We start from the raw sequence: 26,392 nt of genomic DNA, 5'->3' as shown, positions 1-26,392 counted from the left end.
GGCGGATCGGTCCGACGCCTCGGAGGGCGAAGCCCGCATCCGCCGTTACCCAAATCAACGCAACAACCAAAGCCTGTCGTAGGGCGGATCGGTCCAACGCCTCGGAGCCGCAGGCGCATCCGCCGTGACCATACCGACTGAAGAGTACCGTAGGTCGGCTTAGGCCGCAGGCCGTAAGCAGACACAACACCGCCGAGGCACACTGTCGGCTTACGGCCTTTGGCCTAAGCCGACCTACTGGACTACGGGAAGCCGGGCGTGAGACTGCGACATTAAATGTTTTACATTGAGTTGTTTGTTGGGTAATCTGGGTGTTTTCTGATCACTGATGGATGGGTTATGGGTGGTAAAAAGCTCTCTGCGGATGACTTGAACCGGCTGCGTAAGCAGGCGGTGCGGCTGCGGATTGAGCAGAAAACCTATAAGGAAATCAGTGAGTTAACGGGGTTAACTCGACCGACTATTACGGACGCTTACAAGCGGTTTGTGGCCGGAGGTTGGGCGGCGGTGGAGACTAAGGCTCGGGGGCGTCGGGGGCGCGAAGCGTCTAATACCCGTGAATACGCGACGACGAGTGCAACCCAATTGCGAGCGGCAGATGCAGAGGGTGTGACAACGGCGGATGCGCACTCTGTGCTTATCCGCCCTACACCAGCCGCGCCGAGCTTTGAGGGTGAGCTTTGGAGTCTTCGGGCTGTGAGCGGGTTTCTGGAGACTCGGGGGATTGAGGTTACTGGGCGGAGTGCCGGGCGGTATATGGAGCGGTGGGGGTTGAGCGTCGCTGACGGACCTTCCCGCGGGGTGCCGGATCAGCTGCTTGCCGAACGTGGGGTGGAGCCTGGGCGACGGAAGGTGCTTACCGGGGGTGTTCGCTCTATCAATGGTGAGTATGAGGGTGAGCCGCTGCGCGGCTATCAGCTCTTTGCCCGGGACGGTCGAGGCCAGTTATTGTGGTCGGCCTTCCCTACCCCGCCTCGTGCGGACGATATCGCCGCGTTTCTTGAACGCCTGGAACAAACCCTGGGCGACGAGGCGGTTCTGGTGTTTCAGTCGGTGGATTTAAGCCGGCATGAGCTGCTGCGACCTTGGTTGGCCGGCGACAAACCGATTCAGCTTTTGACGATACCCCACTGGCCAACCGATCCCCAGACGCCCTCCCCAACCGTAGGGTGGCATAAGGCCGAAGGCCGTCATCCACCATTGAATAGTCCCAACCCGTCACACCCAAAGACCAAACAATCACAACCCGATGCCGACCCCTCGGCATTGCGCAAACCACAGAAGAGGAATCCTATGGCACTCACACACCTTCAGCGGCTGGAAGCCGAGAGCATTCAGATTATGCGCGAAGTGGTCGCGGAAACGGAGAATCCGGTGATGCTGTACTCCATCGGTAAAGACAGTGCCGTAATGCTGCACCTGGCGATGAAGGCCTTCGCCCCGTCCGTTCCGCCCTTCCCTTTGTTGCACGTGGATACCACCTGGAAGTTTCAGGAGATGTATAAGTTCCGCGCGCGCATGGCGAAGGAAACCGGCATGAAGCTGATTGTCCACGTCAACGAGGAGGGCCGTGCCCAAGGCATCAATCCCTTTACGCATGGCTCGGCCATTCATACTGACATCATGAAAACCGAGGCGCTCAAGCAGGCGTTGACCAAGTACGGGTTCGATGCGGCCTTTGGGGGCGCGCGCCGGGATGAGGAGAAGTCCCGTGCGAAGGAGCGGATTTTTTCCTTCCGTACCGCCAACCATCGGTGGGATCCGAAGAACCAGCGCCCGGAGATCTGGAAGCTGTACAACGCGAAAAAACACCCGAAAGAGTCCATTCGTGTGTTCCCGCTGTCGAACTGGACGGAGCTGGATATCTGGCAGTACATCCATCTGGAGCAGATTCCGATTGTGCCTTTGTATTACTCCGCCGAGCGCCCAGTGGTGGAGCGCGACGGTACGCTGATCATGGTGGATGATGACCGTATGCCGTTGAATCCCGGCGAGGTGCCGATGATGAAGAAGGTGCGTTTCCGGACGCTGGGTTGTTATCCGTTGACCGGCGCGGTTGAGTCCGAGGCGGATACTCTGCCGGATATTATTCAGGAGATGTTGTTGACCCGCACTTCGGAGCGCCAGGGGCGGATGATTGACCATGATTCTTCCGCGTCGATGGAGAAGAAGAAGCAGGAAGGGTATTTTTGAGCAATATTTGGGTTGGGTTTTGGCGAGAGTGGTGTGTCATCACGTCCGGTCCGGGAAGGGAAACCCCTTTCAAGACACGCCGTAAACCCATCCCTGGGGGCTCGCCTCGCGGACTCCCGCCGCTTACGGTCTTGAAAGGGGTTTCCCTTCCCGGACCTCAGCACCCAAATTTGCGTAGGGCGGATAAGGGCGCAGCCCGCATCCGCCGATGCCAAAAGAGATTCACAGGACAAGATTATGAGCCACCAATCGAGTTTGATCGCGGAAGACATTAACGAATACCTGGAGCAGCACGAGCACAAGAGCCTGTTGCGCTTTATTACCTGCGGTAGCGTAGACGATGGCAAGAGCACCCTCATTGGGCGCTTGCTGTTCGAGTCCAAGATGCTGTTTGAAGACCAGCTCGCCGCCGTGGAAGCGGATTCGGCCCGTTGGGGCACCCAAGGTGAGGAGATGGATTTCGCGCTGCTGGTGGATGGACTGGCCGCCGAACGCGAGCAAGGCATTACCATCGATGTGGCCTACCGGTTTTTCTCCACCGACCGTCGCAAGTTCATTGTTGCCGACACCCCGGGGCATGAGCAGTACACCCGCAATATGGTGACCGGCGCCTCCACCGCCGATGCGGCGATTCTGATGGTCGATGCCCGCAAGGGCATTCTGACCCAGACCAAGCGCCACAGTTATCTCGCCGCACTGATCGGCATTCGCCATGTGGTGGTGGCAATCAACAAGATGGACCTGATGGATTATTCGGAAAAAACGTTTAATCGCATCGTTGAAGAATATCGTGAGTTCGCCAAGCAGATCGGTCTGGAGAACATCACCTTTATTCCGATGTCCGCGCTCCGGGGCGACAATATCATTGAGCGCAGTGAGCGCATGCCCTGGTATCGGGGTACGACCCTGATGGGTTACCTCGAAACGGTCGAGGTGGATGATGAGCTGATGCAGGAATCGCCCTTCCGCATGGCGGTGCAGTGGGTGAACCGACCCAATCTGGATTTTCGGGGCTTCTCCGGGCAGCTCGCCAGCGGGGTCATTCACCCGGGCGATAAAATACGCACCCTGCCCTCCGGTCGAGAAAGTTACGTGGAGCGCATTTACACGCTCGACGGTGATCTGGACAAAGCCGTCGCTGGGCAGTCCGTGACCCTGACCCTGACCGACGAGATCGATATTTCGCGGGGTGACCTGCTCTGTGCGTCTGACACCCCCGCCTCCGTCGCCAATCAGTTCGAGGTGACCATCGTCTGGATGAATGACGACCCGATGCTGCCGGGCCGCACCTACCTGATGAAGATCGGCACCAAAACCGTGTCGGCCACTATCACCGACATCAAGTATCAGGTAAATGTGAACACTCTGGAGCACACGGCGGCCAAAAACCTGGCGCTGAACGGCATCGGGGTGTGCACCATCAATCTGGACCAGGACATCGCCTTTGATGCCTATAAAGATAACCACGATACCGGTGGTTTTATTCTGATTGATCGCCTGACTTACAACACCATGGGCGCGGGCATGATCCACTTCTCGCTGCGCCGCAGCCAGAACATTACCGTTCAGCACGTGGATGTGAACAAGCAGGCGCGCCAGCAGCTGAAGAACCAGAAGCCTTGCGTTCTTTGGCTGACCGGTTTGTCCGGCGCGGGCAAATCCACCATTGCCAACCTGGTGGAAAAGAAGCTGTATGCGCGGGGGCATCACACCTACCTTCTGGACGGCGATAACGTGCGTCACGGTCTTAACAAGGACCTGGGCTTTACCGATGCAGACCGGGTGGAGAACATCCGCCGGATTGCAGAAGTGGCCAAGCTGATGGTGGACGCGGGGCTGATTGTGATTACCGCGTTTATTTCGCCCTTCCGCTCGGAGCGGGATATGGCTCGCAACCTGTTGGAAGCCAATGAGTTTGTGGAGGTGTATGTGGATACGCCTCTGGAAGTGGCTGAGCAGCGGGATGTGAAAGGCTTGTATCGCAAGGCGCGCAAGGGTGAGTTGAAGAACTTTACCGGGATCGACTCGCCTTATGAACCGCCGGTGAATCCGGAGTGTGTGTTGAATACCACGGATATTTCCGCCGATGAGGCCGCCGAGCGGGTGATTCAGTTTATGGCGGATCGGGGGTATTTGGCGTAGTTGTGTTGGACGGGCGGCGTACGGCGTTGTCCGCGTAGGGCGGATAAGCGAAGCGCATCCGCCGTAAATACACGTCACGCACGGTAACGGCGGATGCGGGTCATACCGCTGCGCTCGGCCCCTACGCAAACCTCTGTCCACGGCATCCGTTATTTTTTGGCGGACTCCAATGTACGGGTTATGGCGGCGACGGCGCCGCCGATGTCGGCGAATTCGGCGGGGAGGATCATGGTGTTGTTTTCTTTCGCCAACTTGCCAAACTCACGTACGTACTGTTCCGCTACACGCAAGTTCACCGCATCCTTGCCGCCTTCCAGGTTGATGGCTTCCGCGACGCGGCGAATACCTTCGGCGGTGGCGGTGGCGATCATTTCGATTTCCCGCGCTTTACCTTCGGCTTCGTTGATCTGACGCAGCTTTTCGGCTTCGGACAGGTTGATGGTTTCCTGCTTCTGCCCTTCGGATACGTTGATTTTTGCCTGACGCTCGCCTTCGGATTCGGCGACGGTGGCGCGACGTTCACGTTCGGCCCGCATCTGTTTTTCCAGCGCATCTAGAATGGTGGCGGGCAGTTCGATGTCGGCAATTTCGTAGCGCATGACTTTCACGCCCCAGGGTTTGGCCGCTTCGTCCAGCGCCTGCACTACCTGGACGTTGATCGATTCCCGCTCTTCAAAGGTTTTATCCAGATCGATTTTACCCACCACTGAACGCAGGGTGGTTTGCGCCAGCTGGATGCCGGCGTAGCGGTAGTCGCTGATACCATAGCTGGCGAGTTTCGGGTCGATGACTTGCAGGTAGATGACGCCATTGACGACCACCTGGATGTTGTCTTTGGTCACACAGGCCTGGCTGGGGACGTCGATGGCTTCTTCTTTCAGTGTGTGCTGGTAGGACACTTTGTCAATGAAAGGAATCAGGATGTGGAAGCCGGCTTCGAGGGTTTTGGCGTATTTGCCGAGGCGCTCGACGATGAAGGCGGATCGCTGTGGGACGATGCGTACGGTTTTGACGAGGGTGATGATGACCAGCGCGACGATGGCCAGCATGATGATTGTGGGGATATCAAGTTCCATTGGTGGTTCTCCGGGGTTTGATTATGAATTGTGTGTTTATATTGAGTTGGATTGTTTACATCGCGTCCGGCCCTGCAAGGAGGGAACCCTTTCAAGACACGCCGTAAACCCATCCATGGGGGCTCGACGCGCGGAGTCCCTCCGCTTACGGTCTTGAAAGGGTTCCCTCCTTGCAGGGCCTCAGTGGCATAAAAAACCTGTATCGTATCGACCTTAAGGTTTGGTGGCGCTGACTACCAAAATAATGCCTTTGTGTTCGCTGACCCACGCGGAGTCACCCATTTTCAGGGAGTCGGGAGATTCGGCGTCCCATTTGGCGCCGTTGAGCTGCACGCTGCCGGTGCCGTCGGTGAAGTCGGTCAGGACTTTGACTCTGGAGCCGATGACGCCAGCGTCGTCCATATCTTTGGCGGAGGGGTCGGCTTCGGTGCCGCGTAGCCAGCGGTGGAAGTGTTTGCGCAGAGCGAACAGGGCCACGAGGCTGAACACGGTAAAGACGGCCAGTTGGGCGGCCAGGGTGTCGATGATGCCCAGTAGCGTGAGCACGCCTACCAGTAGCGCGCCAATGCCGAAGAAGGCGGCGATCAGTCCGGGGATAAACAGCTCGGAGAGCAGCAAGGCGATGCCCAGCAATAGCCAGAATGCGTAGGTGGTAATCAGCATAGTAACGTCCGTGCGGTTGTTATTGGTTCAGGCTGTCATAGTACCATCCGCCGCCGCGCACGACACCCTCTGCTCTTGGGTAGGTCGGATTAGCGCGCAGCGCGTAATCCGACGTTCGTGCTAAGGGGGTAACTGTCGGATTACGCGCTGTGCGCTAATCCGACCTACTTAGGGAGTGGGTGGGGACTTCGATGTGCTGGGGTTGGTTGAGGAGGTTGAGTAGCAGGACCACCCGCTCCTCGCCTTTGGTGGCATGCACCACCGCTTCCAGTTCGCGGAAGGCGCCCTTGGTGATCACCACCCGGTCCCCTGCCTTGAACAAGGGTTCTGGCTCGGCGCCATTAAGCAGCGCGCAGTGTTGCCGGAGGCCTTCGATGATATCGTCGGGTACCGGTTTGGGCACGCCATTGAAGGTCACCACCTGGGCGACGCCGCGCGTGGAGCGGATGACACCCCAGTTGCTCTCGTCGTCCAGACGAATGAACAGGTAGTGCGGGAATAACGGCTCGGTAACGAGCCGGGATTTGTCGCGGTGTTTGCGTTTGACCCGGTGCGAAGGAAGAAAGCAGTCAAAGCCCTGGTTGGCGAGGTGCTCCTCGGCCCGAAACGCATGCCGCGGTTTGCATTGCACCAGGTACCATTGGGGTTGGGTCATAACATCTTCATCGGGCACGTTCTGCGCGCCGGGTTGTTGGCAATCGTTTGGCGAATCCGCAGAATTTGGTTTCGGCGGATGCGTCGGGTTGGGTTACGGCGGATGCGCGCTTCGCGCTTATCCGCCCTACGCGAGCTTCCGTGCCATCCGCCGTTGCCGGCCATTATGCCGTGGTTTGCGTAGGGCGGATAAGCCGAAGGCGCATCCGCCGTTGCCGGTCGTTATTGGCGTGGTTTGCGTAGGGGCCGAGCGCAGCGGTATAAACCGCGTCCGCCGTTGCCGGCCATTACTGCCACGGTTTCCGTAGGGGCCGAGCGCAGCGGTATAAACCGCATCCGCCGTTGCCGGACTTTACGATGGCCGGCCCACGGAGTAGTACGTAAACCCTTTTTTGACCATCCGCTTCGGATCAAACAGGTTACGACCGTCGAACACCAACGGCTGGGCCAGTTGCTGTTTGATCAGATCGAAATCCGGGGCGCGGAAGGCCTGCCATTCGGTGACTATCACCAGGGCGTCGGCGCCCTTGAGGGTGCTTTCTTTGGTGCCGCACAGGCTCAGGTCGTCACGGGTGCCGTAGATACGCTGGGTTTCTTCCATCGCTTCCGGATCATAAGCCTGCACCGTCGCGCCGGCGGCCCAGAGGGCTTCCATCAGCACCCGGGCCGGGGCTTCGCGCATGTCGTCGGTGTTGGGCTTGAACGACAGGCCCCAGACGGCGAAGGTTTTGCCCTTCAGGTCGCCGCCGTAGTGTTTGTTGATTTTCTGGAACAGGGTGGTTTTCTGTTCGTTGTTACGCGCTTCTACCGACTTGAGTACTTTGGCGTCAAAGTTGATGTCGTCCGCGGTGCGAATCAGGGCCTGGACGTCTTTCGGGAAGCAGGAGCCGCCGTAGCCCACGCCGGGGTAGATAAACTGGTAGCCGATGCGCGGGTCGCTGCCGATGCCCTGCCGCACGGCTTCGATATCCGCACCCAGCAATTCGGCCAGGTTGGCAATTTCGTTGATAAAGCTGATTTTGGTGGCTAGCATGCAGTTGGCGGCGTATTTGGTCAGCTCAGCACTGCGCACGTCCATGATCATGACCTTGTCATGGTTGCGGTTGAACGGCGCGTACAGCTCGCGCATGATTTCCTCGGCGTAGTCGTCATCGGTGCCGATGATAATACGGTCCGGCTTCATGCAGTCGGCCACCGCAGAGCCTTCTTTCAGGAATTCGGGGTTGGACACCACGGCGAACTCGAGGTCGGTGCGGCCGCGCTTTTCCAGGGTTTCCGCGACTTTGGCTTTTACCTTGTCGGCGGTGCCCACGGGCACGGTGGACTTGTCGATAATGACCTGGCGCTTTTCCATGTGGGTGGCAATGGTCTCGGCCACGGCCAGCACGTATTTGAGGTCGGCGGAGCCGTCCTCGTCCGGCGGAGTACCCACGGCGATGAATTGCAGGTCACCGTGTTTGACGGCCTCGGCCGCGTCGGTGGTGAAATGCAGGCGGCCAGCGGCGTAGTTTTCAGTCACCAGCGGCTCCAGGCCGGGTTCGTAAATCGGGATTTCACCGTTTTTAAGGCGCTCGACCTTTTTGGCGTCTACATCAACGCAGACCACGTCATGGCCGACTTCGGAGAGGATGGCGCCTTGCACCAGACCGACGTAGCCGGTGCCAAATACGGTAACTTTCATGCGGGTAAGGTCCCTTTCATAAAGAGAGTGGATTTCGTTGGGGCGTATGATAACGGGGTTGGGTGGGTATTTCTATGTGTGGGTTTGGATGCGGTGGATGCGGCGGGGTTTGGTAACGGCGGATGCGCCTTCGGCTTATCCGCCCTACGCAGGTTTATACCGCTGCGCTAGGCCGTAGGGCGGATAAGCGAAGCGCATCCGCCGCTCCCACTACTGATACCGCGCAGACAGTGCCTGATAGAGGTCATCTTTGAAGCTGGGACTCCCCGCATCCAGTTCCCGCACCACTTCCACCAGGTGCTCATTGTCTTCCCGACCATCCTGCCAGTGCTTGCGGTAGCTGCCATCCTTATACCCGTGGTCCTGGCGGAAGAAGTTGAGGACGTTTTTACCGACATAGCCCCGATAGAGGTCTTCAAAGCTCATATCGACACCCGCCATCAGACGGCCGAATTTGCCGATGTGGAACTGGCGGTCGGCCAGGGTGGCGCCGGCGAAGGCTTCCAGGTCGAGGCGGAAGTCGGGTTCGTCGGTAGTGACGTTGAGCTGTTGGTCGATGTCGGCGGCCAGTGCGTCTAGGTCGTCGCTGTTCTGCAGGAGGATGCTGAGGCCGAAGTGCCAGATGTCGATCAGTTCGAGGGCGACCTGTTCGGTGTCTGGGGTCTGTTTTTTCCACCATTTCCAGCCGTAGTGTTCGAGCAGCTCCGCGCATTCGATCCAGATCGCGCGGTAGAACTCAAATTGCTGGGAGCGCCATTCCGGGTGGACTTTGGTGTTCATGCTGTCTTGCAGGTCGAGCATGATCATCAGTTGTTGGGTGCGGGGCATCAGATGTCTCCGGTTGGTTTTTGTGGCGGCATTATAACGTAGGGCACGCATGCCGTGCCGCATTGTTCGAGCCTCGGACTTTGATTGGCAGTCACGCCCGGTCCGGCAAGGGGACACCCTTTAAAGACACGCCGTGAACCCATCCCTGGGGGCTCGACGCGCGGAATCCCGCCGCTTACGGTCTTTAAAGGGTGTCCCCTTGCCGGACCTCAGTGCCACACATCGGTCGCATCCGCCGTTGCCTAATCCCGGGATTTCGGAAACAACCGATGGAAATTCTCGGTGGTCTGCTCCGCGAGCTGTTCTACGGGTATTCCCCGAAGATCGGCGACAAACTCTGCCACTTCGCGTACGTATTGGGGCTCGTTGGATTTTCCCCGGTGCGGGACGGGCGCCAGGTATGGGGAGTCGGTTTCGACCAACAGGCGGTCGAGGGGGATCTGTTTGGCCACTTCGCGCAGGGCTTTGGCGCTGTTGAAGGTGACGATGCCGGATAGGGATATGTAGTAGCCGAGGTCGAGGGCCTGGCTGGCCATGTCCCAGGTTTCGGTGAAGCAGTGGAGGACGCCGGCGTGTTCGGTGCTGCCGTGTTCGCGGATCAGGGCCAGGGTGTCTTCCCGGGCTTCGCGGGTGTGGACGATGATGGGCAGTCCTGCCTGGGCACCGGCTTTGAGGTGCAGGGCGAAGCTTTCCTGTTGGAGTTCTTTGGTCTGCTCGGCATAGTGGTAGTCGAGCCCGGTTTCGCCCAGGCCGATGACTTCGGGTGCCCCGCCCCACTCTACCAGCTGTTCGACGGTGGCGGTGCCGGATTCGACGTCGCAGGGGTGGACGCCGACGGAGGCGTAGACGTCGGGGTATTGGCGGGCGATGTCGACGACGGTTTCGCGGTTTTCGAGGCTGACGCCGATGCACAGGAATTGCCGGATGCCCCGCTCGCGGGCGGCGTCGAGGGCGGCGTTGAGGTCGCCGTTGTAGGGTTTGAGGTCGATGCGGTCGAGGTGGCAGTGGGAGTCGGTCAGCATTGCAGTCGGTCGTGAGTTCGGGTGAATGGGCGATCGGGCGGGAATTGTCGCATACCAGGGGTGGGTATGTCGTGCCGGTTAATTAAAGCGATTTTGGTTGCGTCCGGTCCGTGGAGGGAAATGCCTTTCAAGACACGCCGTAAACCCATCCCTGGGGGCTCGACGCGCGGAGTCCCGCCGCTTACGGTCTTGAAAGGCATTTCCCTCCACGGACCTCAGTGCCACATTCAAACTACATGGTATGCGTCGGCCGCTCGGACTCGAGGGAGCCGGCAAGGTAGGTTTCGATTTTGTTAACGGCGGTGTTGTCCTGGTCGCTGAATTGGACACCTATGCCGGCGGCGCGGTTGCCTTGGGCGCCTTTTGGGGTGACCCAGACGACTTTGCCTGCGACGGGGATTTTTTCGGGTTCGTCCATGAGGTTGAGGAGCATGAAGACTTCATCGCCCAGTTTGTAGCTTTTGCCGGTGGGGATGAACAGGCCGCCGTTTTTGACGAAGGGCATGTAGGCCGCGTAGAGCACGGCTTTGTCTTTGATGGTGAGAGAAAGTATCCCGTTTCGGGCACCGCCAAGTGCGTGCATACTCTGCTCCGGTGTTGGATTTTGGTGAAACAGTAATGGATTCGGGTCCGGGTGTCCAGAATAAAGCCCGGGCCGCGAAGGAGGTGAACCTTTCCAAGACACGCCGTAAACCCGGGCCCCTTCGCGCTCCCGGCGCTTCGGGACACTTCCCACATCCGTGTGGGGCGTCCATGGGGGGCTCGACGCGCGGAGTCCCTCCGCTTACGGTCTTGGAAAGGTTCACCCCCTCCGCAGCCCTCAGTGCCATACGTCGCGCTGGTTGGGGTTGGTTACGGCGGATGCGCGCTTCGCGCTTATCCGCCCTACGCATACTACGGCAGGTCGTGTAGGGCGGATAAGCGAAGCGCATCCGCCGTAACCGATCGTGACCCATCCGCCGTAACCCAAACTCTACGCCGCCTTCATCGCCTGCCGCATCACGACACCCCAATCGAGCAACAACTCTTCCAATAGTAGCTGTTTGTTGGGGTTGGCGCCGCTGAGCCACTGGCTTTTGACGGTCAGGAGCTTTTCCAGGTACCGGTGCAGGAGCGCGGGTGGGATGCGCTGGAATTGGTGTTGGAGGTGATCCGGCAGCGGTTTGAAGGTGGATACGTCGGCGCCGGCCTGCCAGCGGGCCAGGTCGTAGAGCCATATCAGGAGCCATTCGATGGCTTCGCCGACGTCGCCTTTTTGCCATTGGTCAGCAAGTTGGATTGCGGTGAGCTGCTGGTCGCAGAGTCTGATGAAGTCTTTTTCGCGCTGGCGGCGTTGTTCCAGGGCGTCGCCTTCGAGTAGGGCCAGGGCGTGCAGGGGTGCGCCTCGGCCCAGTTCGAGCAGGGCTTCGGGTTCGAAGCCGCTGCCGGAGACCAGGGGGTTGAGCCAGTTCAGGACCTGGGCCTGGGGCGGGATGGCGAAGCTGCGCAGTTGGCAGCGGCTGCGGATGGTGGGCAGCACGGCGCTGGGGGTATGGCTGATGAGGATCAGCACGGTGTCGTCAGCAGGCTCTTCCAGGGTTTTGAGCAGGGCGTTGGCGGAGTTGGCGTTCATGGCTTCGGCCGGCTCGAGGATGACGACTTTGTAGCCGCCCTGTTGGGCGGTGGTGCCCAGGGTCTGGGTGAGTTCGCGGATGACGTCGATTTTGATGGCTTTGCCCGGCTCTTCCGGTTGCAGAACGGTGAGGTCGGGGTGGGTCTGGGCTTTGAGCAGGCCGCAGCTGTGGCATTTGCCGCAGGCGGTGTCTTGCTGGGGTGTCTGGCACAGGAGCCGCTGGGCGAGTGCGGTGGCCAGGTGGGCTTTGCCGATGCCTGGGGGGCCAGCGAACATGAGGGCGTGGGGCAGTTGGCCTTCGCTGATTTGGCGGTTGAGGCGTTGCCAGGGTTCTTTTTGCCAGGGGTATGGCAGGGCCGGGAAGTGTTCGGACATGGGGCGTCGGTTTCGGTTGAAGTTTGGCGGTATTGTACGCGTTCGGGTTGGTGGTTGCCCAGCGGTTGCTCCATCACGTCCGGCCCATGGAGGGGAAGCCCTTTCAAGACACGCCGTGAACCCATCCCTGGGGGCTCGACGCGCGGATTCCCGCCGCTTACGGTCTTGAAAGGGCTTCCCCTCCACGGACCTCAGTGCCATTTTCTAATGCAGCGCGTAGGGCGTGGTAAGCGCGAAGCGCGCACCCGCCGACCAATGGGGGCTGACCCGATACATGGATCTACTGTCATGCCACCAACGGGGTACAATGCCGACTTTTTGAACTGGGGACGGTTGTGCTTCCTGAGATTGTCTATGCCGATGATACGCTGTTGGTGGTCAATAAACCCGCTGGGTTGTTGACGGTGCCGGGGCGTGGGCCGGAGAAGCAGGATTGTCTGATCAACCGGTTGTTGGTGCCCTACCCCAATGCCCGGATTGTGCATCGGCTGGATCAGGCGACGTCGGGGTTGGTGTTGATTCCGTTGGGGTATGAGGCGCAGAAGCATTTGGCGCGGCAGTTTGAGCAGCGTTTGGTGCATAAGTGTTATACGGCGGTGGTTGGCGGGGTCATGGCGGATGAGGCGGGTGAGGTGGATTTGCCGTTGATCTGTGATTGGCCGAATCGACCCCGACAGAAAGTTGACTATACTGACGGTAAGGCGGCGTTGACTCGCTATCGGGTTCTGCAGCGTAACGCGGATGCCACGCGGGTGGCGCTGGAGCCGGTCACGGGACGGTCGCATCAGCTTCGGGTGCATATGCAGGCACTGGGGCATCCCATTCTGGGGGATAATCTTTACGCCACGCCGGCATACCTTGCCGCGTCGGACCGCCTGCTGCTGCACGCCACCACGATTGAATTTACCCATCCGCAGACCGGTTCACCCGTGCACTGTGAGTCACCGCCGGTTTTTTAGCCGGTGTTATTGCCAAAGCTTCTCCCCAAGGCAAAATCAAGACCATTTTCTAATAACACCCAAATGGGTTATTGCACCTGCTTATATAATGGGCCACAATTTAATCACTAACATTTTTTTACGTTTCACCCAGTTCTCCCTTCACAGGTTTTTAAAATGAAAAAAACGCTTCTCAGCATGGCCTTGATGGCCGCTTCTGGTGCCGCTGTTGCCGGTGATTACTATAACGGTCGCCTGACCGGCATGTCCGGCGCGGGTTACGCCACCGGTGGTTACGCCGACGGCGTGGTGTACAACCCCAGCCTGGGTGCCAAATTTGATGAGCAGGACGATTTTGGTCTGGTTTTCAACGGCGGTGTGTTGGGTGAAGATGAAGACGACCTGATCGATGGCCTGGAGGATCTGGCAGATTACCTGGATGAGCTGGAAGAGAAAACCGCCTACGACTATTTCGACGAAATTGGTGGTTTTGACCCCAATGACCCGCTGGCATCGGAGCAGGAAGCGAGTCAGCTGATCGAAGAAGAAGCCGAAGAAGCCATTCGTCGCCTGGAGAATATCGCGGACAAGACCGCCAATATTGGTGCCGGTGGCAGCTTTGTTCTGGCCCTGCCCAATGATCTTCTGTCACTCTCCGTGGTCGGCAAGACCCGCATTGAGGCCGCTGTTCAGACAGTAGTCAACGAAGAAGACTACCAATATATCCGCGACGCGGTTGGCGAAACCAACTTTGATCCAGCAGGACTGCAGTCTTATGGTGTAGGACGGGGTGCGGCCGTTTCCGAAGTTGGCCTGGCGATGGCCAAGAGCCTGCAGACCGGTGAGGATTCCCGCCTGCTGCTGGGTGCCACGCCCAAGTGGATGCACGTGATGACCTTTGTGTACTCCGCTACCGTGGACGATTTTGAGGAAGACGATTTCGACGGTGATGAGTACACCGTGGAAACCGATGATGTGAACATCGATCTCGGTGCCACCTACCTGTGCGGTGACATGCGCTACGCCCTGACGGTATCAAACCTGATCAGCAATGAGTACGAGACCATTGTGCCCGGCGACACGCTGGAAATTAAGCCGCGTGCCACTACCGCTGTCGGTTACGAGGGTAGCTGGTTTACTGCCGAGGTGGCTGCTGACCTGAATACCAGCCCCAACTTCGCCACCGGACAGGAGACTCAGTTCGTCCGCGCTGGCGCCGAGCTGAATGCCTTTGATTGGGCACAGTTGCGGGTGGGCTTCCAGCGTGATCTGGAAGATAACGTGGAAGATACCGTATCGGTGGGTATCGGCTTCTCGCCCTTCAACGTGGTGAATGTGGATATTGCCGGCTTTACCGGTGATGGCAATACCGCCGGTGCTTCCATGCAGTTGGGCCTGCGGTTCTAAAATAGGCAGTTGATGTGTCGGATTACGCTTCGCTAATCCGACCTACGGGAACGCCGACCATGTAGGTCGGATTAGCGAAGCGTAATCCGACGATCCTGTGACCTACAGGCTGATTAAGACCTGTTTGATGGCCTGCTGGACCTGCTCTAGGGGTTGTCCGGCATCGACCACCGCGTAGCGGTTCGGTGCTCGGGCGGCCAATTCGTGGTACACCGCCCTCACCCGCTCGAAAAACGCCACCGCTTCTCCCTCAAACCGATCCGGCACACTGCGCTGACTGGCGCGCGCCAGGCCTTTCTCAACATCAATATCCAGAATGACCGTCAGGTCCGGGCGCAGCTCGCCCTGCACCAGGGTTTCCAACTGGGCGATGACACTCTGATCAAAGCCCCGACCGCCGCCCTGATAGGCGTAGGTCGAGTCCGTGAAGCGATCGCACAGTACCCAGGTGCCGGCCGCCAGCGCCGGCTTGATCACCTGTTCCAGGTGTTGGGCCCGGGCCGCGAACACCATCAGCAATTCCGCCATTGGGTCGACGGTCTCGTCACGGGGGGCCAGCAGCAGGCTGCGTAACTCTTCCGCCAGGGGCGTGCCACCCGGTTCACGGGTGACCAGCACACGATGGCCCTGCCCCTCCAGCCACTGTTGGATGAAGTTGAGGTTAGTGCTCTTGCCGACACCTTCGGTGCCTTCCACGGTAATAAAGCGGCCTGGGGTCACGGGGTGATGGGTTCCTGTGGTTATTGGATGGCATTTCAGGGATGGAGTTTACCATGGTTGAACGGGGATCATCTTCGCATTGCTCCCTCTGCGCGCGCGACCTTGTGGTAAGATGCCGGCTTTTAGTCCTAACATAAGGGTTCCATTATGAGCACCGCGTCCAAGGTCACTCTGCACACTTCGCACGGCGATATCACCATTGAACTGAACCACGAAAAAGCGCCCAAAACCGCGGCCAACTTTGCCCAGTACGCGCAGGACGGATTTTTCGATGGCACCATCTTTCACCGCGTGATCAGCAACTTCATGATTCAGGGCGGCGGCATGACGCCCGACATGCAGCAAAAGGCCACGCGCGCGCCGATTGAGAACGAAGCCGACAACGGCCTGGGCAATGCTGTGGGCAGTGTCGCCATGGCGCGCACTAACGACCCGCACAGTGCCTCCTCCCAGTTCTTCATTAACGTACAGGACAACACTTTCCTGAATCACCGCGACAAGTCCATGCAGGGCTGGGGCTACTGCGTGTTTGGTAAGGTTGTGGAAGGCATGGATGTGGTGAACAAGATCAAGGCGGTACCGACTGGTAGCAAGGCCGGGCATCAGGACGTTCCGGTTGAACCGGTTTTGATCGAGAAAGCGACCGTCAGCGAGTAAGTTCTCCCCATGACGCGGTTGTTTATTTCCGATCTGCATTTGAATGAGCGCCAACCCACCGTTACCGAAGGCTTTTTCCGCTTCCTGCGGGACCGGGCCCAGGGCGTGGAGGCGCTTTATATTCTCGGTGATTTTTTTGATGCCTGGATTGGCGACGACGACAGAAGCGAGCTGTCGACGGCGGTTGCTCAGGCACTGAGCGCGCTGACCGAGTCCGGAACGCGCATCTACCTGATGCACGGTAACCGGGACTTTCTGATTGGCAACGAATTCGCCCGCGCCTGCGGTGCGGAGTTGTTGCCAGACCCGAGCGTCATCAATCTGTACGGGCGCCCCGCCTTGCTGATGCACGGCGACAGCCTGTGTACCCGGGATGCTGAGTATATGGCGTTCCGCCGCCGGGTGCGCTCGCCACAATGGCAGGCAGAGGTGCTCTCCTTACCTCTGGACAAGCGCCGAGAGCTGGCGGCCCATATGCGCTCGCAAAGCCAGAGCATGAACAGCAACAAAGCGCAGGACATCATGGATGTGACCCCTCGAGAGGTGGAAAAAGCCATGCGCAAGGAGCGGACAGACCTTTTGATTCATGGCCACACCCATCGGCCGGCCCGCCATCCGCTGGACCTGAATGGCCAGCCGGGGGAGCGGATTGTGTTGGGGGATTGGCACGAGCGGGGGTGGTGTCTGGTGGCGCAGCCGGGGGTGTTGCAGTTGGAGTCTTGGGAGCTGTAATAGCGTCAGGTGACGGCTGATATTTGGGTAACGGCGGATGCGGCCTTCGGCCTTATCCGCCCTACGCGACCTGCGGTGGTATCCGTTTGGATACATTCACCGGTGTTGCGCAAAAAACCTCCGTGGTATCTTTTGGGGCGCACCCACCATTATTACGGGAACTGCCATGCGATCCGTAGGGCGGATAAGCTCGGAGCGCGCATCCGCCGTTTGCCGCACCACCATCACACCAAACTCTTACTCACCACCTCGTACACATCCTTGGACAACTTCGGTTCGGCCTTGATGCGCTCCAACTCGGCGTGCATCAATTCCTGCAGCGCCTTCGGATACCGCTTCCAGCGGGTAAAGGGCGTCACCAACCGTGCGGCGATCTGCGGATTGACGCTGTTCAGGCGCAGAATCTGATCCCCCAGAAAGCGATACCCTGCCCCGTCGGCACGGTGGAAGTTGATCGGGTTGGCGTTGGTAAACGCCCCCACCAGCGCCCGGATCTTGTTTGGGTTGTTCGGCTCGAACGCCGGATGCTGTTCCAGTTTACGTACCACATCCAGCGTATTGGGCCGACTGCTGGTCGCCTGTACCCGCAACCATTGATCCACCACCAACGGCTCGTCCTTCCAGGTTCGGTAAAAGTCCTCCAATACCTGTTCCCGAACCGTTTCAGCACCCGATGCCAGACTATTGACCAGCTCGCCAACCGCGGCGATCGCGTCGGTCATATTGTTCGCCTGGCGGTACTGTTGCTCGCAGGCCTCGATCATCTCCGGTTCGTTCAGGGTCATCAGATAGCTGAGCGCAGCATTTTTCAGACTGCGTTCGGCAATATCATCCGCCGTGGGCCGGTAAGGTTTGCCGTGATCGTAGGTGCGGTAAATCTGGGTCAGCTCGGGTTTGAGCGCCTCGGCCAGCGCGCGTTTGACCGCGGCCCGGCTGTGGTGAATGGCCTCCACCTGAATCTCGTCCCGTTGTTCACCCAGGTAAGCCTCGGAGGGCAGGCTGAGCATCAAGGCCACCATGGCTTTATCCAGTGAATCATCCTGCAACAACAGGCGGTTGGCCTCGATCAAGCGCTCATCGATGGTGATACCACTCAGGTCTTCGCCCTTCTGATAGGCGATCATCACGTCCTCGATCACCTCAATGGCCAATTGCTGACTGGCATCCCAGCGGCAGAAACCGTCGCTGTCGCCACTCATCAGGCGCATCAGGTCATCGCGGGAATAGTCATAATGCAACTTCACCGGTGCGGAAAAACCGCGCAGCAGGGACGGCACCGGTTTCTCCGGCAGTTCCTCGAACACAAAGGTGTGCTCGGCTTCCGTCAGTTCCAACACGGTGTGGGTGTTGTCGTCGGTCTCCGGGTTGGGAGCCTGCCCCTTGATTTTGAGCGGCAGTGAACCGGCACTGCCCAACAACCCCATGGCCACCGGAATGTGAAAGGGCTGCTTCTCCGGCTGCCCGGGCGTGGGCGGGCAACTCTGGGCAATGGTCAGGTGGTATTCCCCGGCGTCTTCATCCCAACGGTCGGTCACAGTCAGCTTGGGTGTGCCCGCCTGATCGTACCAGCGTTTGAACTGGGTCAGGTCGCGACCGGATACGGCTTCCATCGCCGCCACAAAATCCTCGGTAGTAACCGCCTGGCCATCATGGCGCTCGAAGTACAGATCCGTGCCTTTGCGGAACAGCTCCGGCCCCAACAGGTTGGCCAGCATGCGCACCACTTCGTTGCCCTTCTCGTAAATGGTCAGGGTGTAGAAGTTGGAAATTTCGATGTAGGAATCCGGCCGCACCGGGTGCGCCATGGGCCCGGCGTCCTCGGCGAATTGCAGGGTGCGCAGCATGGACACATCTTCCACCCGTTTGACCGTGGGCGAACCCATGTCCGCTGAGAAAGTCGCATCCCGATAGACAGTAAAGCCTTCTTTCAGACTCAACTGAAACCAGTCCCGGCAGGTGACGCGGTTGCCGGACCAGTTGTGAAAATACTCGTGGGCGACGACGCCTTCAACGCGCTGAAAACCGGCGTCGGTGGTGGTTTCCGGTTTGGCCAATACGCAGGCGGTGTTGAAGATATTGAGGCCTTTATTCTCCATAGCGCCCATGTTGAAATCGTCTACGGCAACGATCATGAAAATATCCAGATCGTATTCCCGTCCGTACTGCTCTTCGTCCCAACGCATGGCGTTCTTAAGGGACGTCATGGCGTGGCCGCATTTGTCGAGGTCTTTTGCTTCGACAAAAATCTTCAGCGTCACTTCGCGACCGGACATCGTGGTAAAGGTGTCTTCGATGTGCTCGAGGTTACCCGCCACCAGCGCAAACAGGTAGGCCGGCTTTTTGTGTGGATCGTGCCAGGTGGCAAAGTGGCGGCCTTTGTCTGCACTGCCCTGCTCGATCAGATTGCCGTTGGAGAGCAACACCGGGAACTGTTTTTCGTCGGCCACCACGGTGGTAAAAAATTCGCTCATCACGTCGGGGCGATCCAGGTACCAGGTAATCTTGCGGAAGCCTTCGGCTTCGCACTGAGTGCAGTACATGGTTTTGGAGCGGTAGAGCCCTTCAAGGGAGGTGTTGTTTTTGGGGTCGATGTCGCCGACGGTGGTCAACTCAAATTGTTCGGGGGCGTCGAGCAGGGTCAGGGTTTCGTCGTCGAGGCGGTAGTCATTGTCGCTGAGTGCGCGACCGTCGACGGCCACGGAGACGAGTTCGATTTCCTGGCCGTGCAGGGTCAGGCCTTTGCCGGTTGGGGTGACGTCGGGGTTTCGGCGCAGTGTCAGTGTGCTGGTGACGCGGGTTTTGTCGGCGCCGAGGTCGAAGTGCAGTTCGGTGCGGTCAATAAGGTATTCCGGCGGCCGGTAGTCTTTCAACTGAATGGCTTTCGGTTGTGCGTCGCGTGCGGACATAAATAACTCCAAATTTTTTAAGCGTGGGGTGCCGAAATTCAGGGACCGGGCCGGTTCAGGGTGTATGGTTCCCAGACACGCCGTACATACGTCCCTGTAGGCTCGGATCGCGGGTCCCCCGCTCTACGGTCTGGGAACCATACACCCTGAACCGTCCCTCTGCACGTTGTCGAAACCGTGGGTGCCTCACGGGCTTACGATAGCTTGGAGGCCGGAGGCGGGGTAGACCGTTCGGAGACTCTCTGAGGCATGGATGCCGATGAGAAGCCTACAGGGATGTATTCACGGCGGGTCTCCGAACGGTCTACCCCGTATCCGGCCGGACTACAACTTATCCCACAAGAGAAAATAAAAGCGTCACTTCCACTTTAGCGGCTGATCAGCCTCGGCCACCTCGCCTTCGCCGCCGCAGTGGGTGTGGGGCTTGGGTGGGATGTAGCCGGTGTGTTGCTCCGGGGGTAGATGTTTGTGTTCGTAGGCGATGACCGCCTCCATGCAATGCTGGCGTTGTTCCGGCGTTACCACCCGGCCGTCGGGCCATTTGCCCAGTTCCACCGCGCGTTTTAGGTTGTCATAGATTTCCGGGGTCAGTGAATTGAGCAGGTCTTGGTAGTTCATGGGATCGCTCTGTGTTCGGGTATTGGATGAGTATAACAAATCATCGCGCCTGAGTTTTGCTGGTCAGGATGCCCCAGGCCATGCCGGCCAGGAGGCCGCCGAGGTGGGCGCCGTTGGCGATGGAGCCGCCGATGAAGCGGTCGACGATGCCGGTGAAGCAGATCACCAGCCAGACCAGCATAAAGCCGATGATGCCCGGCGGGACCGCCAGTATCGGGTGGGGGCTAAACTTCTGGCGCATCCAGATGAATCCGATCAGGGCGTAGACGACGCCCGACATGCCGCCAAAGACCGACGGGCCGCTGGCAAACTGGGCCAGGTTGGCAGCAACGGCGGTGCCGACGAAAAACAGCAGGTAATGACCGACTCCCAATACCGCCTCCAGGCGACGGCCCAGTTCCCAGATCCAGAGGCCGTTGAACAGGATGTGGAAGGCGCTGAAGTGCAGAAATGCGGGGGTCAGCAGGCGCCAGAGTTCACCCCGGGCCATGGCCTCGCCCCAGCTGCCAAATTCCGGGCCGGCGCCGGTCAGGCTCAGTGGCTGGAAGGTCAACCAGGGAATCAGGGCGCCGCCGAGGATATTCATACCAATCAGGGCACCGGCGGCGCTGAGTAACAGCAGCGCGACGGTAACCGGGAACTGTCGGGGGCCGGGGCCGGTGGGCACCTCGCGACGTGGTGAGTCGTCGGTGGGGAGCTCCAGCTCGCCCTGCAACCATCGTTCGGTGAGGTCCGCCAGTGGGTCTACCAGAGCCGGATCCTGGACCCAGATCTGTTGGTGGCTGCCTTCGTCGGTGATGCGGTGGATCAGGCCTCTCTGGTGGAGAAAGCGGCTGAGTTCGGTCAGGTCGCGGGTCAGGGGGAGTTGTTTGACGGGGATCCAGGTCACTTGGGGTCTCGTTGGTTGAAGTTTGGTTACGGCGGATGCGCTTCGCTTATCCGCCCTACGCAGACTATTCGGTGTACGTGAAACTCTGTAACGGCGGATGCGCTTCGCTCCGAATCGTCGGACCGATCCGCCCTACGCAAATATCCAGGTGGACATCAAATAATCTATTAGGGGTCGACGTAGGCCCAGACAAATTTTTCGGGGTTCAGTTGCGTTTCTCCGTCGAAACGGTAGGCCACCAGTCGGCCGAACTTGACCGCGCTGTAGTCCAGGCAGCCAATGTTGGATGCTATCGGTTCCGGGTGGCCTTTGAGCCAGTAGTGGCCGACGAATACGGGCTTTTCATCCGCGCCATAGGTTACCATCTGTTGCCGGTGCTCGGGGCTGATCCGCTGCTGACCGAAACCCACCGGGAGCGGATCGGGCTGGAATAACAGCTCTTCGTAGGTCTGCGCGTCCGGCGCCCAGAATTTGGTCCGAAAATGGGTTCGCTCGACCCCGTCGCTGGAAACAATGGTCATGCCTTTGGGCAAAGGCAGGTCGACACCGCTGGTGAGGCGCTGTTTGATGCGCGCGGCGTCGCTGCCCGGAATGGCGGTTTCCTGCAGAAAAGCGTCATCGAACCGGCCATCACCAAAGCGGGCCCGGTGGCGGGCGATCAACTCGGCGTCCCAACAGGCGTGTACCACCCGGAACTCCGGCCACTCGAGAAACAGCGGCAGGCGGCGGAACCATTCCAGGTAGTGGTTCCACTCCTCCGGGTAGTCGGCAAACTGCTCCAGGGTTTCGGCCAGTTGTCGGGTGTTGCGGGGCGTGTGGGGGCGCAGGTAGTCGGCCGGGGCCTCCCCAGCGGATCCGGCTTTGGGCGTACAGTAGGCCAGCGCGTTGAACTCGTGATTGCCCAATACCATGCGAGCGGCGCCGGCGGTCACCATGGCGCGCACCAACTGGAGCGCCTCGCGGATTCTCGGCCCTCGATCAATGATATCGCCGACGAAAATCGCCTGGCGGGTGTGATGGTAGTAGCCGCTTGGGCCTTGCCGGTAGCCAAGCTTGTGCAAAAGCCGCTCGAGGGTCTCGGCGCAGCCATGCACGTCGCCGATTACATCATAGCCCTGCCAATCTCCCGATAAACCTGCATCAAACGACTCTGACCCCATTGATACCTCAATCCAGCAAGTGTCCACCCCACCCCAGTTTGGAGCGACAGCGTTCGTAGAAGTTGTGGTTGACCGGGTGAATCAATTTGAGCAGTTGCGGTTTCTTGCGAATCAGCACTTCATCGCCCGGATGGGTCATAAAGTGTATCTGACCGTCACAGGTGACCTGAGGGTTGGTGTTGTTGTGCTCACCAACCAGAATTTTGATTTCGCTGTCTCCGGGCACCACCATCGGTCGGCTGCTGAGCGTGTGCGGGTTCATGGGCACCAGGCCAATGGCGTCCAGGCGCGGGTGCAGAATGGGGCCGCCGCCGCTCAACGCATAGGCAGTGGAGCCGGTGGGTGTGGAGACGATCATGCCGTCGGAGCGCTGGCTGGTGACGAAGTGGCCATCCACATAGAGCTCGAACTCCAACATCCGGATAAACTCGCCCGGGTGCAGCACCACATCATTGAGGGCATCCCCGGCGCTGACCAACTGGCCCCGGTGATAGACGCTCATATCCAGCAGAAAGCGCTGTTCTTCAACGTACTCACCGGCGAGCACTTCGCCCACTTTCTCTTCAATATCTTCCGGGGTGATATCGGTCAGGAAGCCCAGACGACCCCGGTTGACTCCCAGCAAGGGAACGCCGCTTTCAACCAGTGCCCGCGCGCCGCTGAGCATGCTGCCGTCGCCACCGACCACGATCACCAGATCGCAGTGGGCACCCAGCACTTCCAGGGAGACGGTGTGGGTCGCATCCTTGACCAACTCCTGATCCGGCAGGTGCTCGGCGGTTTCCTGCTCGAGCACAAAAGCCCGCCCCCGACTCTGCAGGAAGCGGATCAGGCGCTTCAGGGAATACAGTGCCCGATCGCTGTTGCGGCGCACTATCAGGCCGATGGTGGTGAATTCGGACATTCGGATTCTCTCGTCGCGATGATCTGTTATTGGTATTTGGGCGCCACATGGGTGCGCCACAGTTGAGCACTCGATGGACTCGGGAGGGCTCGCGGGGCTGCCGAGTGGTGCCGCTCAGCGCTTCAGATGGGTTCCCGACACGCCCTGCCCTCTTTTAACACATAAGGGGCCGGGTCTTCGAACTGTTCCGCCCATTGAGGGTCGCCAAACAGTGCGGGAGCGTCATTGAGGGCCTGGGCGCGATACCCCTGTTGACGCAGCAGGTGGGCCGTCGCCCGGCTACGGCGACCGGTGTCGCAGTAGCACAGGTATTCCACATCCTCGGCCAGCAGACGGGATTTGATGGCCAGCAGGCTCAGAGGGATATTGACCGCCTGGGAAAGGTGTTGCGCGCTGTACTCCTCTTCGCTTCGGGTATCCACCAAAACAGCGCCTCGAGCGCGTGCCTCGGGCAAGGTGGCCAGCGGTACCGTGGGGACCTCAGGGGCCTTGAGCAGCCGGTAGAAATCCTGCTTGTCCAGCACCATCAGCACGCCGTCGCTGAGCATACGGACCCGGGCGTTACGCGGGGCATCGTTCACCAGAGCGTCTTCCCCGAAGCAGCGTCCCGGGCCGATGTCAGCCAGGTGCGTCCAGCCTCCTTCGCCGTGACGATGAACCTCCGCCTCCCCTTCCTTGATGAAATAACAACAGTCACCGATTTCACCCTGGCGGATGATGGTTTCACCGGTATGGACCACCCGGGGTTTCAAGCGGTAGAAGATCTGCTCGACATTCAGCGGCGGAACCTTGAAGAACAGGTTGGAGCGCAACACCGTGGTCATCCACTCGATGTCTTCGTCCAAATCCCGCTCGCGGGAGATGTTCAGTTGCAGGTAGTCCGATACCTGGCTCCAGGTCAGCAGTTGGTCCAGGCGCTCGCTGTCGATGCGCAGGATACTGCAGTCTGTCTCGGCAACCGCCGTCACCGGCCGGGGCTGCTGGTGGGCCAGCGGCATGAGGGTGGAACGCCCCTTGATGCGGGTTTCCGCGCCCTGCCGGTCGGTCAAGAGGATATCACCGTGCAGCAGATAGAGGTGCTGACGGTCGTATTCTCCGGCACGAAACAGGGTTTGCCCGGCAAATACCACTTCCGCCTGGCTGTGTGAGAGCAGGTCCCGGAGGTGGCTTTCGCTCATGTCTTTGAGCGGCACCAGGGTGCGGGTCAGAGAGAGATCAAAAGCCGGATCGGAGGTCGGCGTCTGAGGCTGCGATGACAGCATAGGTCATTCCTTACCGATTTCGCATGATTCGCTGAGCGAGTGGAATTGAGCGTTATTGTGCGCCGTTTTCCCTACTGTGCCAAGCGCTGACCCACCACCATCTGGTGTGCTGCACAGCGATCGCTTTCGCCGGGATGAAAGTCCGCCGGGCGGGCGACCTGGGCCACGGCCTTGCCACAGCGGTGGCCGGCGTCATCTTTGGCGGTACAGACCGGCTCTCGGGAGTGCGCCAGCCACTCCTTGTACAGCGCCGGCACCACACCGGCGGCCCGGGCCGCAAAGGTATCCGGATCGTCGAGGTACGCGGCCATTTCGCTGGCGGGCACGGTAAGCTGACCGACTCCCGGATGGAACGCCACAAAGCTGATGCCGGCCCGATCCAGCCGGTCGAGCAACTGCCCGCCGCCCTGCTCCAGCAGGCTCTGGTTTTCCTGGCGCAGGCGGGCAATTTCCTCTTTGAAGTTATTTTCCTGCTGATGGCGGTAGAACAGCTCCATTTCGCGCATCCCCAGGCGCTCTTCCAGCTCGGCGGTAGCGTTCTGAACACGGGCTTCAAGCTCCATCTCATAGTTTTCCTGCAGCGTCTGAAGCTGCAGGTTTTCATCTGCGTGGGCGGCCTTGAGCTTGTGGCTGAAATACTCCCGCATACCCTCGATTTTCTGGACCTGGGCATCAAAGTTCTCTTTCAACGTCTCCAGGCGCTGGGTCAGCTCGCCATTTTGCTCCTGCAATTGGCGAACCTTGTCCCGATAGGCCTGCAGCCGCTGCTGGTGTTCCTGATTGAGCCCATCAATTTTGCGCGCATGACGATTATTCAGTGTGGTGATACGAAGCCGCTGCTCCTTGAGCATCCGGGCCAGGCGGTCGCGCATCTCCTGGGAGTAGTGCTCGTGCAGTGCCTTTCTGAGTTTCTGGGCTTCACGGGGCGCGATGGACTCCTCGTCCTTCGTTTCCTCCGGCTCCGGTTCGTATTTCACCAAGCCCAGGCGATTGCGGGCCACGGATTTACGCAGCAAGACAAAACTGTTTCGCCCCGGCTCCATCTGCGGGTCCCACAGATACTGCTGCTGCCAGGCCACTGGACACTGGCTGAAGCACACCAGACGAATCGGCCCGGCACCGAGATCCGGCCCGCGGGAGGCCTGCTCGACCAACTGCTGCAGCGGCAGATTCCAGCGATTATCCACCATCCCCCGGCCATCGAAGGCGATGACGAAGAATACCAGGGCACTGATCTGTAGCTGGGGGTTGATGGTCAGATAGGCGGCTTTGGCGGTCTGGCCCGCGTAGTCGGGCACCGGCACAAAACCGTCCAGTATTGCCTCGAACTCGGTGTAAAGCATCTCCCGGGCAACCTGATCACCAGAGAAAAAGAACACCGCTTCGGTGTGTTCCGAGTTGGAATGGGCCATAGGCAAACCGGGCATCGATGACAGGGACACTACTGACAGTTAACGTCAAAATCCGCCAACACTCAAGTTGACAGGCGCATTATGCCCGCCAATTGGCAATGACTCTGTGATGTGGTCGGCAGATTAATCGGCCCGGACGGGCTCGATGAGGGAGGGATTAAAGGTCGGAATAGTCTTCTGCACCGTCATCATCGGTGTAGTCAAAGCTGTAGTCCAGCAGGTCTTCTACGTAGTCTTCCACAATCGTATCCTCTTTCGTTCGCGGCGCCTGTTCAATGGTGGAGTCCTTTCCATGCGCCGATCCGTCAGGGTTAGAGTACGATCGGGGTGTGACAGTTTCGTGATTGTGGGGATTTTTTTTGGGGCGGGTTTGGGGGTGTATTGAGTTCCCGAACGGGATTCACTCTTTGGCAGCGCTTTGCGCTGCGCGGACCGGACGGGACTCATGGGCGCCATCCATGGCGCCCACCCTTCGGGCAGCCTTCGGCTGTGCAAAACGGCTGTCCTGCCGTTTTGTCGAACCCGGAGCGCGGGTTCTCGC

General features: G+C 59.4%; 22 protein-coding genes and 1 pseudogene. 7 read left to right on the top strand and 16 right to left on the bottom strand.

What is annotated here, in order from left to right; translation table 11 throughout:
- Positions 1–339: 339 nt before the first annotated feature.
- The 3 genes and pseudogenes from CMG77_RS15905 to cysN all read left to right on the top strand — a co-directional run.
- Positions 340–531 (top strand): annotated as a pseudogene (locus tag CMG77_RS15905) (helix-turn-helix domain-containing protein); the annotation flags it as partial.
- 225 nt (positions 532–756) lie between these two features.
- Positions 757–2,193, top strand: coding sequence for a sulfate adenylyltransferase subunit CysD (gene cysD, locus CMG77_RS10210; protein WP_286804300.1), 1,437 nt, complete (start codon positions 757–759; stop codon positions 2,191–2,193).
- Positions 2,194–2,430: 237 nt separating this feature from the next.
- Positions 2,431–4,335, top strand: a complete 1,905-nt coding sequence (gene cysN, locus CMG77_RS10205) for a sulfate adenylyltransferase subunit CysN (RefSeq protein ID WP_286804288.1) — start codon at positions 2,431–2,433, stop codon at positions 4,333–4,335.
- A gap of 149 nt (positions 4,336–4,484) precedes the next feature.
- On the opposite strand, the gene CMG77_RS10200 is transcribed toward cysN, so the two are convergent.
- The 8 genes from CMG77_RS10200 to CMG77_RS10165 all read right to left on the bottom strand — a co-directional run bounded on the left by CMG77_RS10200 (position 4,485) and on the right by CMG77_RS10165 (position 12,246).
- The gene (locus tag CMG77_RS10200; protein ID WP_286804289.1) at positions 4,485–5,411 is read right to left on the bottom strand and encodes an SPFH domain-containing protein; all 927 of its coding nucleotides are present in this window, start codon (positions 5,409–5,411) and stop codon (positions 4,485–4,487) included.
- Positions 5,412–5,624: 213 nt separating this feature from the next.
- Complete coding sequence (locus CMG77_RS10195; protein ID WP_286804290.1) at positions 5,625–6,074, bottom strand: NfeD family protein; 450 nt, start codon at positions 6,072–6,074, stop codon at positions 5,625–5,627.
- A 154-nt stretch (positions 6,075–6,228) separates the two neighbouring features.
- Complete coding sequence (rfaH, locus tag CMG77_RS10190) at positions 6,229–6,729, bottom strand: transcription/translation regulatory transformer protein RfaH (protein ID WP_286904339.1); 501 nt, start codon at positions 6,727–6,729, stop codon at positions 6,229–6,231.
- A 351-nt stretch (positions 6,730–7,080) separates the two neighbouring features.
- On the bottom strand, positions 7,081–8,409 hold the full coding sequence (locus CMG77_RS10185; RefSeq protein ID WP_286804292.1) for a UDP-glucose dehydrogenase family protein: 1,329 nt from the start codon (positions 8,407–8,409) through the stop codon (positions 7,081–7,083).
- Between the two features lie 210 nt (positions 8,410–8,619).
- Entirely contained in the window at positions 8,620–9,237 is a 618-nt protein-coding gene (locus CMG77_RS10180) for a dUTP diphosphatase (RefSeq protein WP_286804293.1), read from the bottom strand.
- Positions 9,238–9,479: 242 nt separating this feature from the next.
- The gene (locus CMG77_RS10175) at positions 9,480–10,259 is read right to left on the bottom strand and encodes a TatD family hydrolase (RefSeq protein ID WP_286804294.1); all 780 of its coding nucleotides are present in this window, start codon (positions 10,257–10,259) and stop codon (positions 9,480–9,482) included.
- Positions 10,260–10,491: 232 nt separating this feature from the next.
- A complete protein-coding gene (locus CMG77_RS10170) occupies positions 10,492–10,842 on the bottom strand; it encodes a PilZ domain-containing protein (protein WP_024460045.1) in 351 nt (116 codons plus the stop codon).
- A 390-nt stretch (positions 10,843–11,232) separates the two neighbouring features.
- On the bottom strand, positions 11,233–12,246 hold the full coding sequence (locus CMG77_RS10165) for a DNA polymerase III subunit delta' (RefSeq protein WP_286804295.1): 1,014 nt from the start codon (positions 12,244–12,246) through the stop codon (positions 11,233–11,235).
- 335 nt (positions 12,247–12,581) lie between these two features.
- Between CMG77_RS10165 and CMG77_RS10160 the strand changes: the two genes are divergently transcribed.
- Positions 12,582–13,205, top strand: coding sequence for an RluA family pseudouridine synthase (locus tag CMG77_RS10160; protein WP_286804296.1), 624 nt, complete (start codon positions 12,582–12,584; stop codon positions 13,203–13,205).
- Positions 13,206–13,361: 156 nt separating this feature from the next.
- A complete protein-coding gene (gene traF, locus CMG77_RS10155; RefSeq protein WP_286804297.1) occupies positions 13,362–14,591 on the top strand; it encodes a conjugal transfer protein TraF in 1,230 nt (409 codons plus the stop codon).
- Between the two features lie 102 nt (positions 14,592–14,693).
- Here traF and tmk read toward each other — a convergent pair whose 3' ends face one another.
- Positions 14,694–15,311 carry a dTMP kinase gene (gene tmk / locus CMG77_RS10150; protein WP_024460040.1) on the bottom strand — a complete coding sequence of 206 codons (618 nt, stop codon included), beginning with the start codon at positions 15,309–15,311 and terminating at the stop codon, positions 14,694–14,696.
- A 147-nt stretch (positions 15,312–15,458) separates the two neighbouring features.
- Here tmk and CMG77_RS10145 point away from each other — a divergent pair, with 147 nt between their 5' ends.
- Complete coding sequence (locus CMG77_RS10145; protein ID WP_123637266.1) at positions 15,459–15,968, top strand: peptidylprolyl isomerase; 510 nt, start codon at positions 15,459–15,461, stop codon at positions 15,966–15,968.
- Positions 15,969–15,977: 9 nt separating this feature from the next.
- Positions 15,978–16,700 (top strand): UDP-2,3-diacylglucosamine diphosphatase, encoded by a 723-nt coding sequence (locus CMG77_RS10140; protein ID WP_286804298.1) that lies wholly within the window; start codon positions 15,978–15,980, stop codon positions 16,698–16,700.
- Between the two features lie 224 nt (positions 16,701–16,924).
- Here the strand turns inward: CMG77_RS10140 and pepN are convergent, their stop codons facing one another.
- The 7 genes from pepN to CMG77_RS10105 form a co-directional block, all read right to left on the bottom strand.
- Positions 16,925–19,606, bottom strand: coding sequence for an aminopeptidase N (gene pepN, locus CMG77_RS10135; RefSeq protein WP_286804299.1), 2,682 nt, complete (start codon positions 19,604–19,606; stop codon positions 16,925–16,927).
- A gap of 357 nt (positions 19,607–19,963) precedes the next feature.
- Positions 19,964–20,224, bottom strand: coding sequence for a YeaC family protein (locus CMG77_RS10130; protein WP_286876406.1), 261 nt, complete (start codon positions 20,222–20,224; stop codon positions 19,964–19,966).
- A 40-nt stretch (positions 20,225–20,264) separates the two neighbouring features.
- Positions 20,265–21,113 (bottom strand): rhomboid family intramembrane serine protease, encoded by an 849-nt coding sequence (locus tag CMG77_RS10125; RefSeq protein WP_286876407.1) that lies wholly within the window; start codon positions 21,111–21,113, stop codon positions 20,265–20,267.
- A gap of 167 nt (positions 21,114–21,280) precedes the next feature.
- Complete coding sequence (locus CMG77_RS10120) at positions 21,281–22,273, bottom strand: metallophosphoesterase (RefSeq protein ID WP_286804589.1); 993 nt, start codon at positions 22,271–22,273, stop codon at positions 21,281–21,283.
- A gap of 7 nt (positions 22,274–22,280) precedes the next feature.
- Positions 22,281–23,177, bottom strand: coding sequence for an NAD(+) kinase (locus CMG77_RS10115; RefSeq protein WP_024460033.1), 897 nt, complete (start codon positions 23,175–23,177; stop codon positions 22,281–22,283).
- A gap of 122 nt (positions 23,178–23,299) precedes the next feature.
- Positions 23,300–24,439: a cyclic nucleotide-binding domain-containing protein gene (locus CMG77_RS10110; protein ID WP_286804590.1), complete on the bottom strand. Its 1,140-nt coding sequence runs from the start codon at positions 24,437–24,439 to the stop codon at positions 23,300–23,302.
- Between the two features lie 71 nt (positions 24,440–24,510).
- Entirely contained in the window at positions 24,511–25,851 is a 1,341-nt protein-coding gene (locus CMG77_RS10105; protein ID WP_286804591.1) for a hypothetical protein, read from the bottom strand.
- Positions 25,852–26,392 lie beyond the last annotated feature (541 nt).

The sequence above is a fragment of the Marinimicrobium sp. genome, from assembly GCF_002695945.1.
Taxonomy (GTDB): Bacteria; Pseudomonadota; Gammaproteobacteria; order Pseudomonadales; family Cellvibrionaceae; genus Marinimicrobium; species Marinimicrobium koreense.
Note: the sequence above shows the minus strand (reverse complement) of the source record. Positions and strands in the feature narration are given on the sequence as shown.

Bases quoted from the DNA above. Each gene is read 5' to 3' on its own strand.
- cysD (WP_286804300.1), top strand. From the start codon at position 757: ATGGAGCGGTGGGGGTTGAGCGTCGCTGACGGACCTTCCCGCGGGGTG.
- cysN (WP_286804288.1), top strand. From the start codon at position 2,431: ATGAGCCACCAATCGAGTTTGATCGCGGAAGACATTAACGAATACCTG.
- CMG77_RS10200 (WP_286804289.1), bottom strand. From the start codon at position 5,411: ATGGAACTTGATATCCCCACAATCATCATGCTGGCCATCGTCGCGCTG.
- CMG77_RS10195 (WP_286804290.1), bottom strand. From the start codon at position 6,074: ATGCTGATTACCACCTACGCATTCTGGCTATTGCTGGGCATCGCCTTG.
- rfaH (WP_286904339.1), bottom strand. From the start codon at position 6,729: ATGACCCAACCCCAATGGTACCTGGTGCAATGCAAACCGCGGCATGCG.
- CMG77_RS10185 (WP_286804292.1), bottom strand. From the start codon at position 8,409: ATGAAAGTTACCGTATTTGGCACCGGCTACGTCGGTCTGGTGCAAGGC.
- CMG77_RS10180 (WP_286804293.1), bottom strand. From the start codon at position 9,237: ATGCCCCGCACCCAACAACTGATGATCATGCTCGACCTGCAAGACAGC.
- CMG77_RS10175 (WP_286804294.1), bottom strand. From the start codon at position 10,259: ATGCTGACCGACTCCCACTGCCACCTCGACCGCATCGACCTCAAACCC.
- CMG77_RS10170 (WP_024460045.1), bottom strand. From the start codon at position 10,842: ATGCACGCACTTGGCGGTGCCCGAAACGGGATACTTTCTCTCACCATC.
- CMG77_RS10165 (WP_286804295.1), bottom strand. From the start codon at position 12,246: ATGTCCGAACACTTCCCGGCCCTGCCATACCCCTGGCAAAAAGAACCC.
- traF (WP_286804297.1), top strand. From the start codon at position 13,362: ATGAAAAAAACGCTTCTCAGCATGGCCTTGATGGCCGCTTCTGGTGCC.
- CMG77_RS10145 (WP_123637266.1), top strand. From the start codon at position 15,459: ATGAGCACCGCGTCCAAGGTCACTCTGCACACTTCGCACGGCGATATC.
- CMG77_RS10140 (WP_286804298.1), top strand. From the start codon at position 15,978: ATGACGCGGTTGTTTATTTCCGATCTGCATTTGAATGAGCGCCAACCC.
- pepN (WP_286804299.1), bottom strand. From the start codon at position 19,606: ATGTCCGCACGCGACGCACAACCGAAAGCCATTCAGTTGAAAGACTAC.
- CMG77_RS10130 (WP_286876406.1), bottom strand. From the start codon at position 20,224: ATGAACTACCAAGACCTGCTCAATTCACTGACCCCGGAAATCTATGAC.
- CMG77_RS10120 (WP_286804589.1), bottom strand. From the start codon at position 22,273: ATGGGGTCAGAGTCGTTTGATGCAGGTTTATCGGGAGATTGGCAGGGC.
- CMG77_RS10115 (WP_024460033.1), bottom strand. From the start codon at position 23,177: ATGTCCGAATTCACCACCATCGGCCTGATAGTGCGCCGCAACAGCGAT.
- CMG77_RS10110 (WP_286804590.1), bottom strand. From the start codon at position 24,439: ATGCTGTCATCGCAGCCTCAGACGCCGACCTCCGATCCGGCTTTTGAT.
- CMG77_RS10105 (WP_286804591.1), bottom strand. From the start codon at position 25,851: ATGGCCCATTCCAACTCGGAACACACCGAAGCGGTGTTCTTTTTCTCT.